The organism is Sphingomonas sorbitolis (genome assembly GCF_036663875.1).
GTDB lineage: Bacteria > Pseudomonadota > Alphaproteobacteria > Sphingomonadales > Sphingomonadaceae > Sphingomonas.
This window is the reverse complement of the sequence record NZ_JAXOJS010000016.1, coordinates 17,112-28,994: the sequence shown is the minus strand read 5'-3', so window position 1 is coordinate 28,994 and position 11,883 is coordinate 17,112. Positions and strand designations below refer to the sequence as shown.

Sequence of the window (11,883 nt, the reverse complement as noted above, 5' to 3'; positions counted from 1 at the left end):
GCTCTACAATACCTGATAGCGCAATGGCATCAGGCTGGCACATCGCAACTTCCGAGAACACCTCATGCAAGCAGGATTCGGATCGAAATGGCCGAGACGTATCGTTCCACTCCACCAATAGCCGGGTCCGCTCCAGAGGACTCAAAAGTTCTATGTTGATCATTAACGAGCTCCTTTCGCCGCGGATGTCGGCCATCTACTGTCCGCCGCGTGCTAGGAAGCGGCTGTGGCAAAACACACTGCAGGAGCAGCGTAACGTGCTTGTGCTGCGGTTCAAGGCCGACGTGCTCCCCAAAGCTCGACCCGCCATTATTGCGGTTCGAGCGTGGTATGACGTCTCCGGCGCCGTGTCTAAACACTGGCGGGGCAGCATCCGCAAGTGGTCGGCCCGTATGTTAGCTGTACGACCGCACTTGGTCGTATTCGTCGCGCCAGCTTTACAGCACCGAGCGGGCATGGCGAAGGAACACTAGGCGGCGTGGACGAGCTGGTTGCCGCTGGATCGAGTGGTTGAATCAAGGCTTCTTTTGGTGGTGTGATTGCGCTGGGGTGGTCTTAGCTCGGCTTTGTACGTTTTCGTCCGGTCTAGATCCAGAAGACGCTGTTGTTTTGCGATGTGGTCGAGGGCTTGATCGAGGGGCAAAACGCATCCTCAAGCACGCGCTGAAGGTCGTCGATGACGATGCGACTGCGTTCTTGCCGGACGGCACGGCGGGCAGCGACTTTGCCAGATCAGCCGCAAAGGTGGGGTCGCTGAGGCTATGCGCTATGCACTGAGCCACTGGGACGGCCTCTGCCGCCTCCTAGACGATAGACGCATCGAGTTGGACTCCAACACTTACGAGCGCAGCATCCGGTCACGGATGCTCGACCGAAAAAACGCGCTCTTCGCAGGATCCGATGATGGCGGAGACAACTGGGCGGTCATCGCCTCGCTCATCGAGACCGCCAAATTGAACCGCGTCGACACACAGGCTTGGCTCGCTGACACTCTGACGCGCCTCGCCTAGGGTCATCATATCAATGCCCTTGGCGACGTTATGCTATGGACTTACGCCGTCCGCGTGGTGGAATAACAGCGCTTACCCTGTTCCCAACGCTGGCTGCGGCGAGACGTATCATCGTGGTATGGCGGACGGACTACAATACCGTGCGTCCACACAGCAGCCTTGGCGGGTTGGCACCCGCCGAGTTTACGAACCGCCCCCGCCAAGGGCATATGGACACCAGAACTGAGTTATCAGCGGCCTGAAAACGGGGAGCACGTCAAATGCCATCGACGCGCGTTTGTCGGGCACGTCGTCGGTAATTGCTCACGGGTTGGCGCGTGGTGACCTGATCAGGCCAGGGCGAACTTACCATCGACAAGGTCGCTCACAGCCGCGAGCGCGGATTTGCCGGTGAGGTGGGCGGTCCCGGTGACTGAGCGGTATCCGGCGTGGATCTGGGCGCCCCAGTCCGAGCGGAAGCCATTGGTCACCTTGCGGAACACGACCGAGGGGCGGATCTCGCGCTCGGAGATGTTGTTGATTGCGGGCACATCATGATTGGTAAGGCAAACAAAGAACTTGGTTCGCCAGGCCTTGACCTGTTTGAGCAGCGCCTTGCCCGCAAGGTGCGCGACAGGCGCATGCATCAGCCGGGACAGTTTCAGATCGGCTTTTGCAGCGTAGCTCACTAAAGTACTGTCCTTGAGGTTGTCGTCGCCTGCTGACCCCGATCGCCCATCGCAGATGGTCGCGGATCGTGGGGGCAAAGATCGTGTCACGGCAGTCAATGGCATATTGAACGTCACGCAAAACATGAGCAAGGCATACCTGATGCGCGCCTGCCAGATCCTGCTGGATAGCGGTCGGACACCCAGACGTCGGGCCGGTGATCTTCGAGCACTTCTGCGGCGACACGGCGTGCCTGGCTTGGCGCGACCTTGTGCAGCACCGCCTGGTCCGAGATGAACACCCACTGCCATTGGATCACGCCGCTGGTCTGCGTCGTCGTTTCGTCCGAGGCGATGATCCCAGCGCCACGCAGTTTCTCACGGATCACGTTCGTCGCGGTAGCCATGTCCTGACCCATGGGCGTGAAGATGTTGGCGATAGCGCCTTCGGAGATGGTCAGGCCGAACATCTCGGCCGCAAGCCGCGACAGACGCTCGAACCCAACATGGTGGCTGTGGTGCAGGTAGGCCAGCAGCGAGCGAATGCCGAGCCCAAACGGCATACCCGGTTGCCTCCCTGCCGGAGCCTCGGCGCGGTAGCGGCGACCATAGCCCCCGCAGGGACCACGGATCAGTTCCACCCGCGTCACGACCGGGCGGATCGGTGGCAGGTCAATATGATCGTAGCAACGCCGGCAGCGCTGCTACTCTCTCGACGCATCCGTCCCGCAATGACCGCAGGCATCTGCAACCCGGCGCTCGGTCTTGCCCGGCGTCTCCGTCAGCGGTCGGGTCTTGCCTTCCCGAGCAGGGCGCAGCCCACCCAAAAGTTTGCGCCGCTTCCTGTCACGACAAATCCCGTCTTTCGATGTTGGACAAGCGAACTGGTCGACGTCTTGCGAGGCTTGCCTACGAGTGCTTTGAGGTCTGTGATCCGAGCGTCCAGCCGCTCGAGCATATCCTCCTGCTGCGCCAGCATCGCATCCTTGTCAGCGTCACTCAGACCAATGCGCGGAGGAAACGGCATCTGTAGGGTGAATCAGAAACCCACGCCCACCGCAACCCTTTCCGCCACCCCCGTGAGCAATTACCGTCGTTGGACTGATCGCTCTGGAACAACGGTGACCGGGCTAGATGACCGCCGGCACGAACACCGGCGCTGCCGCCTCCATGGCTTTGCGTGCCTCCCGCCGCCAGGTGAACAGTTGCGATGGACATATCCTGTGGCGTCGGGCCGGCGCGCTGACGCTTTCAAGCCTTGCGTAGCTTTCTGCCAAAATTCGAGCCCGGGTCTCGTCTGCCCATTTGCGACGTAGGCCCACTCCCCGTAAACAACTCGAACCGGCCCGGTTTAGAGCCAGCATCGTCACATAACATCGTCATGGCTGTAAGCCTTCCTCCTTTTCAGAAAGACCAACCCGTTCATGCTTCGCCGCCATCCACAAGGTGCCAGCGGAACACCGCTTACCCTTGTCAGCGACATCGCCGGGACGGCGGCGCGCATGCCGCTATTGACCTCGGCCCTCTTTACCCAATCATGAAACGTCTGCGGTACGCAGCCGATCTTCTCCGCAATCGATACCACCGTCGCCCATCGTGATGGATAATCCCGCTCGCGATCGAACGCCATCTGTACCGCTCCCGCGCAAATCTCGCGCGCAGACTTGTTTGTCGCTTTGCGCGCCATGGTTCCTACTTCTGGAGAATTGGAGTCTTTGGAAAAACTCGGGCCGGCCCAAATTTGCCAGCCGTAGCACCAATATGGCCAGTATTAGCTAGCAACCATAGCGCGTAGCGTAGCTATAAAGTAGCCTCGGTAGCGTTCCACTGTGGATTCATCGAAAAGAGACGTGGCGTAGCCGAGACTTCCCGAAATTATTCCGTTTCGTTCTCCCAGCATCAAGTCCAGATCAAAGTTGACCTTATTCGACGTAAGCGGGTGATAATGTACCTCCAAACCGGGCAAGCTTGGGGGGGAATCCTCGCGACCCTGCCATCCAAACATCACCTGGAATAGTGGTGAACGGTCCAAGCTCCGCGGAGGCTGGGCGATCTCAACCACTTGCTCGAAAGGAATATCCTGACAGTCCTGAGCCGCTAAGGCGGTTGCACGCGTGCGCCTCAAAATTTCGGCGACGGTAATGTCCCCCGAGAGATCAATCCGTAATGCTAGCGTATTCACAAAAAGGCCGACCAGATTTTCAACTTCGTGTCGGCCGCGATTGGCAGTCGGCGAGCCAATCACAAGGTCTTCTTGTCCCGAAAGACGCGAGAGCACCGTAGCCCAAGCTGCCAGGAGTGTGACGAACAACGTTGTATCGTGTTGACGAGCGAGCCGCCTCAAATCCGCTGTAAGGTCGGCGTTCAGTTCCACAGCCAAAAATAACCCCGTGAAATCCTGCTTGGCAGGGCGGGGGCGATCAGTGGGCAACTCTAGCAGCGCCGGCGCGCCAGCTAAGTTATCTCGCCAGTAATTCGCTTGGGCAGCCAGCCGATCACCAGCGAGCCATTCCTGCTGCCAGACAGCATAGTCGGAATATTGAATTGGTAGGGGCGGTAAATTGGGTTGCTGGCCATCCAAGAGCGCAGCATAGGCAAAGCTAAGCTCTCGCATCAGCACGTTCATCGACCAGCCGTCGGAGACAATATGGTGCATGACCAAAATAAAGACGTGTAGCCTTGCGTCTAGCCTTATTAGGCGCGCGCGGATCAATGGCCCCTTGGTTAAGTCGAAAGGCGGCTGTATCTCCGCTTGGGTGATCTGAACTAACTTGATCTCGGCGTCCTGAGATCTCCTAAGATCGCTAAACGAAAGAGGTATGCCGGTCTCAGAAGGCAAATATTCAGCCTCGGGCTTCCCCATATGCGCAACAACTACTGAGCGCAAAGGCTGATGGCGGGAATATAATTCATTTAAGCTGCGTTGAAAGGCAGGTATATCCAAAAATCCTTCAAAGCGGAGCGCAATAGAAGTGTTATAGGTCGCGTTCGAACCTTCGAGTTGATCAAGAAACCATAGCCGCTGCTGGGCAAACGACAGAGGCGATGGCCCAGAGCGTCTTATGGGCAAAATCGGGGAAAGCTTCCGATCTTCATCTTCGGCAAGCACCTTCGCCAATCCCGTAAGGGTTGGATAGGCGAATAGTCTTGTCAGGAGTACTGATGTGCCCAAGCTAGCCTGAATTCGACTAATAAGCCTTACTGCCAGCAAAGAGTGGCCACCAAGTTCGAAGAAATCATCGTGCCGACTAATTTTTTCAATGCCTAGAAGATCGGACCAAATTGCCGCAAGCGCGTGTTCGACCTCGCCTCGAGGCGACTCATAGTCCCGCCGGGCATAGGCATCGTACTCGGGCGCAGGGAGCGCCTTGCGGTCAAGCTTTCCGTTCATGTTAAGCGGCAACCGGTCTAGGACTACATAGGCTGCAGGCAACATGTAGCTTGGAAGAAGGTCGCCGCAAAACTTGCGAAGCACAGACGGAAGATCCTTCTTCCTCAGTTGTGAGACGGGATTATTAAAGTATAACTCCAGCGGAACTAACGCCTCATCAGCAGGGATAGTTTGTGGAATACATACCTCACATAGTCGAAATCTGGTGAAAAATACTTCCAATAATTCACCGTTACTTGCTGGTTCATAAGAGATGCAGACCTGAAATCCCTTTGCCTCACCAAGCTCCCAGAAGATGCTAGCGTCTGGAGCTCCTAAATCTAGAGAATGAAGCACCTTCCTGATTTCGCCTACCGAAGCTTTCTGATCACCCTCAGTCAATAAACGTACCAGTTCCGCGTCATGGGAAATTCGCGAATTAGGCACATTTCTCAGCCGTAACGAGGTTGCCTCAGTACTTGACAGGATCGATTCAAGGCTAACGAGGTCATTAGCCACAACATCTTGAAAATCTGGTTCCGCTACAATCATTTTGGTTTGCCCAACATGAATTATAACGTCATATCTAAACCTAGTAAGTTCGTTATCCGAAGGGTCACGCTTAATTAAGATTTTGACATGGTTTATACGGGGAAATACGTCTTTGAGACGGTAAAAAAACAGCGGATCAATCAATAACTCTTTATCATCTCCGGCCGCTCTTTCGGTACGTTCACGAAGCTCTCTCACCGTCAAAGCATCCGAAGCTTTGAAAAGTTGAGTAGAGCTATGAAATGCCTTTAATAGTCCTAAATGCCGAATATCTCCTAAGAATATGTTCCCCCCATCAGAGGTTAGTCTCAGGCAGTCTTCCAATACCTCGATTAGATAATCCTTATCCGGAAAGTATTGAGCGACAGAATTTAAAACGATGGTGTCGAACTCTCCGCGGGGGTATTTTGGCAATCCAGCGGCGTCCCCCCGAACCAGCTCGAGGCACTTGTAAACCGGATCTTCGCCAGTCCACCGGCGTAGTTTACTTAACGCCGCTGACGAGATGTCTGTGCCTACATACCTCTCACATAGCGGCGCTAAGTGCTGCACTACCAACCCTTCGCCGCAGCCAATCTCCAGGATTTTTTTCGGAGAACAGGCGAGGATTCGTCCTACCGTCTCGCCCAGCCATGACTCCATCTCGCCAGCGGCGATGGCCTCGCCTGAATAGCTACTATTCCAGCCGGTAAAATCCGGACGCCCATCGGGATTATTCGTGTGCGACGCCCCGTCAAACAAGACAGTCCAATTATTTACTTCCTCGGCTCGGGCATTGGCTTTCGTGGCGGCTTTGGGTTGAGTTGCCACTATATACGCGACTAATCGCATGTCGCCGCCAGCGCCTTCTCTTGCCTGAACCACCGCCGATTCCACATCGGGGTGCTGAGTCAGGCGAGCCTCGATCTCGCCAAGCTCAATTCGAAAACCGCGAAGTTTTACTTGTTGATCGTTGCGGCCTACGAAGACAATATTGCCATTCGACAAGTACTGAGCCAGATCTCCGGTTCGATAAAGGCGGTCTCCTTTGATGAAAGGGCTGGGGACGAACCGCTCCTCCGTCAGTTCAGGTCGGTTAAGATACCCCCGTGCAACCCCCGCGCCGCCAATGAAAATTTCTCCTACTGCACCCAGCGGTACCGGTTGGCGATGCCTGTCCAATAAATAGATACGTGCGTTTGACAGGGGGCGACCGATGTGTGGTCCGTCGGTGAGGTCGATTTCACCAACTGTCGCTACAACGGTAGTTTCTGTAGGACCATAACTGTTCTTGACAATGTATCTGCGCTTATGATTGGTTGGAAACGCCCCTAACGCAAGTTTATCTCCGCCTATAATTATCAGGCGTAGGCTTTCGCCGACATCGATCTCGCTGCCCAACTCGCACCCAATTTTGGTAGGTAGGGAAACGACCGAAATCTGGTATAGATTTATTAATGAATTTATTTCCTCGGATGAGAGCGCATCTTTATCTCCTCTAATAACCGTTGTACAAGAATTGATTAGAGGAGCAATCAAATCCTCTACGTGGGCATCGAAGGAGATCGAGGAGAAGCTCAGGACGACATCAGCCTTTACTAACGAGTAGGCAGCTACCGCCGAGGTTATAAAGCTCACAACGTTGCGATGTTCGACCATGACTCCTTTCGGTGTGCCCGTTGAGCCGGAGGTGTAGATAACATAGGCTAAATGGTGGGGGGCCAAGTTTAATCGCGCTGGATCTAGGTTGGCGCTGGACTGGCTTGCCCAAGAATATGCGTCACCAGAAATATCGATGGTTGGTGGAGGGGTGATTAGACCGTTGGTGGCATGCTTAAGGGCTTCACGCGCGCGGCCATGGCTCAGGACCATTTGAGGATTGCTGTCAGTCAGCATATATGAGAGACGATCAGTCGGGTAGTCTGGGTCAAGCGGTACATAAGCGCCGCCCGCCTTAAGAATGGCAAAAAGACCGACAACCATTTCAAATGAGCGCTCAACGCAGATCGCCACCCGCATGTCCGGGCGCACGCCAAGGGTGACAAGGTGGCGGGCAAGTTGATTGGCGCGAGTATTAAGCTCGCCATAAGAGAGCGTTTGGCCATTATAGATCAACGCAACTGCATCCGGTGAACGAGCGGCCTGCTCTTCAAACAGCTGATGCACGCACATCTGGTTCGGATATGGCGCATCCGTCTGGTTCAGGCTGTCGAGCAAAAAGGTACGCTCATCAATGGGGAGAATTTTCAACTCCTGGACCAGGACCTCCGAGTCACCTTCGAGAGCGTCAATTAAGCCTGCCAGCGCCTCCTCCATGTACATACAGATACGCTGCGGTGATAGTGAACCAACGACCTGTGCAATCATAGTAAAGTCACCGCCATGATCAGCGACTGACAGGCCGATTGGATAATTTGTCCGGTACTCGCCTCCAATGTAACCTGTCTTGGATGGAGTTGTTGCGTTTGGCAGTGAAATCTGTTTGATCTGTCCGTAGTTCAGAATAGCAGTAAAAAGGGGGGCCGGTGCCGGTATTCCGCTGCAGCGCTGCGCCAGTGGGAGAGAAGCATACTGATGATGTAATAGCTCACTCAGTGTCTTGTGTGTAGCGTGTATGCAGTCTTTGACGCTTGCGCCGTTAAGCTTAATCCGGATAGGAAGGGTATCGATGAATATACCTAAGGTGCTATCCACACCTTCTAGACCCTGCATTCTACCGAGAAGAACGGTTCCAAATACTACATCGTCACGGTAACAACTACGCGCAAGCACTACGGCCCACGCCACGTGGAAAAGACTTGCCGGGCCGACCCGCAGAGCGCGAGCGTGTGATCGTAACTTGGCAGAGGTGGCGGATCTAACCATGGAACGGTGTTCTAAGGCATCGCTACCAGAGCGGTGTACATCGTGAAGTCCGAACGGGATTGTCGCGTCGGTAACGTCGCCGAGCATATTCGAAAAGAAGGCTTCATGCTCCTGCTCATCAACACCTAAACGAGCGTGAGCAACCACGGTTCTGAATGGAATTGGGGGTGTGAGTTCAGATGACCGCGCCTCTAAATGTAGACGAACCTCTGCGTCAATTACACTCAGGGAAATACCGTCGTCGACGATATGGTGAATCAACTCCATTAAAAGCCAACGCTCATTCAAAGGATCATGTGCTGCAATTATACGCAGCATAGGTGCCTGACGTATATCAAGTCGATAGTGTCGCGGATTGAACATTTCTCGTAGCTGATCCGCAATTTCTCCCGACTCGGAATCAAGTACTACAATATCGGGGTTAAGAGTTGTCTTTCGCAATACTACTTGGACTGGCGTGGAGATATTTTCCCAGAAGATCGAAGTGCGAAGAATATCATGTCTATCTATCACTTTGTTTAGAGCGAGGGTATAGAGAGCGATCGATTCTCGAGTTGGGAAAGAGCGCATATTCCATACCAAATAAGGATCCCCCTCCTGCTCAAGAATATGATGAAATAATAAGCCCTCCTGTAGGGGAAGCAGGGGATAGATATCTTGTATGTTAGAAGTCCCGCCTGGGACATGTGAGGCAATAAAATCGATCTCGCGCTGAGTGATCTTGATAAGAGGGAAAAGGTTGGGCGTGAGTGACTTGCAGTCGACAGTTATAAGGTTTGGTGGCACGGTCACCAGCCGGCGACCTCGCTGCAAGGTGGTGGCGAATTCTTCCAAGGTCGCCTCAGAAAAGACAGCCCGGACGTCCGCTACTAGATTTTGCGCTTGGAGGCGTTCAAGGAGTTTGATAGCCAATAGGGAATGCCCGCCGAGTTCGAAGAAATTATCGTGTCGGCTGATATGTTTGATACCAAGAAGCTCAGACCAAATCGACGCTAGTGCTTGTTCCGTTTCGCCTCGGGGCGGTTTATAACCTTGGCGAACATAGGCATCAAACTTAGGCGGAGGAAGCGCCTTTCGGTCAAGTTTGCCGTTGGACGTAAGAGGCAAATTGTCCAGCAATACATATGCCGCAGGCCGCATGTAGTCGGGGAGGTGGCTAAGAAGATGAGCACGTAGTTCGGCGGTCTTCTCGCTCTTATTAGTATTTGGGCCTTGCAGCACTATATACGCAACTAAACGCTTCTCGTCATCAGCGCTTTCGCTCGCCGTCACTACAGCCGACTCCACATCGGGGTGCTGAGTTAGGCGAGCCTCGATCTCACCGAGCTCAATTCGAAATCCACGTAGTTTCACTTGATAGTCGTTACGGCCTAAAAATTCGATATCACCATCAGGCAAGTATCGGGCGAGGTCGCCCGTCCGATATAGACGGTCTCTTGCAACGAATGGATTAGGGGCGAATCTCTCTGCGGTCACCGCAGGTCGGTCGAGGTACCCCCGTGCGACGCCCGCACCGCCAATGTGGATCTCTCCTATTGCACCAAGCGGTACCAGTTGGCTATGCTTATCCATTAAATAAATACGCGTGTTTGGTAAGGGGCGGCCGATAGATCTTCGTTCTGTTGTTACATCATATACACAGGCTGTACTGATGATTGAAGCCTCAGTTGGTCCATACAGCTCTATTATCTTTTTTCCAGGAAACTGTACCGCTAAATCATTTAGCAATTGAAAGGGTACGGCCTCCCCGCCAACTAAAATAACTCTCATATGCGGGTAAAATGCTGCTGCATCTACATCAAGATATTTTCGCCATAGCTTCATTAAACTAGGAACCGCATGAAATACAGTTACACGCTGGGTCTGCTCAACGAGAATATCTATGTTCTTAGGTATGTCAGAACCAAGGAGCTGGGATGCCGCTCCATTTGATAACGGTAAGAGAAGCTCGAGGAGCGATATATCAAAGGCCAAAGACGCAAGGCATGGCATCACATCTTTTGCATCGAGAGTCAGGTGAACCTGAATTCCTGCCAAGGTGGTGACGAAACTCTCGTGTTCGACCATGACTCCTTTCGGTGTACCCGTTGAGCCGGAGGTGTAGATAACATAGGCTAAATGGTGGGGGGCCAAGTTTAATCGCGCTGGATCTAGGTTGGCGCTGGACTGGCTTGCCCAAGAATATGCGTCACCAGAAATATCGATGGTTGGTGGAGGGGTGATTAGACCGTTGGTGGCGTGCTTAAGGGCTTCACGCGCGCGGCCATGGCTCAGGACCATTTGAGGATTGCTGTCAGTCAGCATATATGAGAGACGATCAGTCGGGTAGTCTGGGTCAAGCGGTACATAAGCGCCGCCCGCCTTAAGAATGGCAAAAAGACCGACAACCATTTCAAATGAGCGCTCAACGCAGATCGCCACCCGCATGTCCGGGCGCACGCCAAGGGTGACAAGGTGGCGGGCAAGTTGATTGGCGCGAGTATTAAGCTCGCCATAAGAGAGCGTTTGGCCATTATAGATCAACGCAACTGCATCCGGTGAACGAGCGGCCTGCTCTTCAAACAGCTGATGCACGCACATCTGGTTCGGATATGGCGCATCCGTCTGGTTCAGGCTGTCGAGCAAAAAGGTACGCTCATCAGTGGGGAGGAGGTCGATACACAATGCTAGCTGTAGCGGGTCGGCAACCATAGCGTGTAGCGTAGCTATGAAGTAGCCGCGGTAGCGCTCTACCGTAGATTCATTGAAAAGAGACGTGGCGTAGCCGAGACTTCCTGAAATTATTCCGTTTCGTTCTCCCAGCATCAAGTCGAGATCAAAGTTGACCTTATTCGACATAAGCGGGTGATAATGTACCTCCGGACCGGGCAAGCTCGGGGTGGAATCCTCGCGACCCTGCCATCCAAACATCACTTGGAATAGTGGTGAACGGTTCAAGCTCCGCGGAGGCTGGGCGATCTCAACCACTTGCTCGAAAGGAATATCCTGACAATCCTGAGCTGCTAAGGCCGTTGCACGCGTGCGCCGCAAAATCTCGGCGACGGTAATGTCCCCCGAGAGATCAATCCGTAATGCCAGCGTATTCACAAAAAGGCCGGACAAATTTTCAACTTCGTGTCGGCCGCGATTGGCAGTCGGCGAGCCAATCACAAGGTCTTCTTGTCCCGAAAGACGCGAGAGCACCGTAGCCCAAGCTGCCAGGAGCGTGACGAACAAAGTTGTATCGTGTTGGCTAGCGAGCCGCCTCAAATCCGCCGTAAGGTCGGCGTTCAGTTCCACCGCCAAAAATGACCCCGTGAAATCCTGCTTGGCAGGGCGGGGGCGATCAGTGGGCAACTCTAGCAGCGCCGGCGCGCCAGCTAAGTTATCTCGCCAGTAATTCGCTTGGGCAGCCAGCCGATCAGCATGCGGAGCGGGGGCGGTTACGGTACCTTCCAAAGCATCACCTATGCATCGAGTA

The 11,883-nt window shown here is 54.0% G+C and carries 3 protein-coding genes and 3 pseudogenes; 2 read left to right on the top strand and 4 right to left on the bottom strand.

Annotated elements, in window-relative coordinates; translation table 11 throughout:
• Nucleotides 1-716: 716 nt before the first annotated feature.
• Together U1763_RS20920 and U1763_RS21215 are read left to right on the top strand one after the other, a co-directional pair.
• A pseudogene (locus U1763_RS20920) lies at nt 717-1,010 on the top strand (IS66 family transposase); the annotation flags it as partial.
• A gap of 77 nt (nt 1,011-1,087) precedes the next feature.
• Nucleotides 1,088-1,189 (top strand): annotated as a pseudogene (locus U1763_RS21215) (integrase core domain-containing protein); the annotation flags it as partial.
• A 150-nt stretch (nt 1,190-1,339) separates the two neighbouring features.
• Here the strand turns inward: U1763_RS21215 and tnpC are convergent.
• The 4 genes and pseudogenes from tnpC to U1763_RS20900 form a co-directional block, all read right to left on the bottom strand.
• A pseudogene (gene tnpC, locus U1763_RS20910) lies at nt 1,340-2,684 on the bottom strand (IS66 family transposase).
• A 103-nt stretch (nt 2,685-2,787) separates the two neighbouring features.
• Nucleotides 2,788-3,021 (bottom strand): transposase, encoded by a 234-nt coding sequence (locus U1763_RS21210; protein WP_443026956.1) that lies wholly within the window; start codon nt 3,019-3,021, stop codon nt 2,788-2,790.
• Between the two features lie 2 nt (nt 3,022-3,023).
• The gene (locus U1763_RS20905; RefSeq protein WP_332756836.1) at nt 3,024-3,344 is read right to left on the bottom strand and encodes a hypothetical protein; all 321 of its coding nucleotides are present in this window, start codon (nt 3,342-3,344) and stop codon (nt 3,024-3,026) included.
• Between the two features lie 84 nt (nt 3,345-3,428).
• Nucleotides 3,429-11,861, bottom strand: coding sequence for a non-ribosomal peptide synthetase (locus U1763_RS20900; RefSeq protein WP_332756835.1), 8,433 nt, complete (start codon nt 11,859-11,861; stop codon nt 3,429-3,431).
• Nucleotides 11,862-11,883 lie beyond the last annotated feature (22 nt).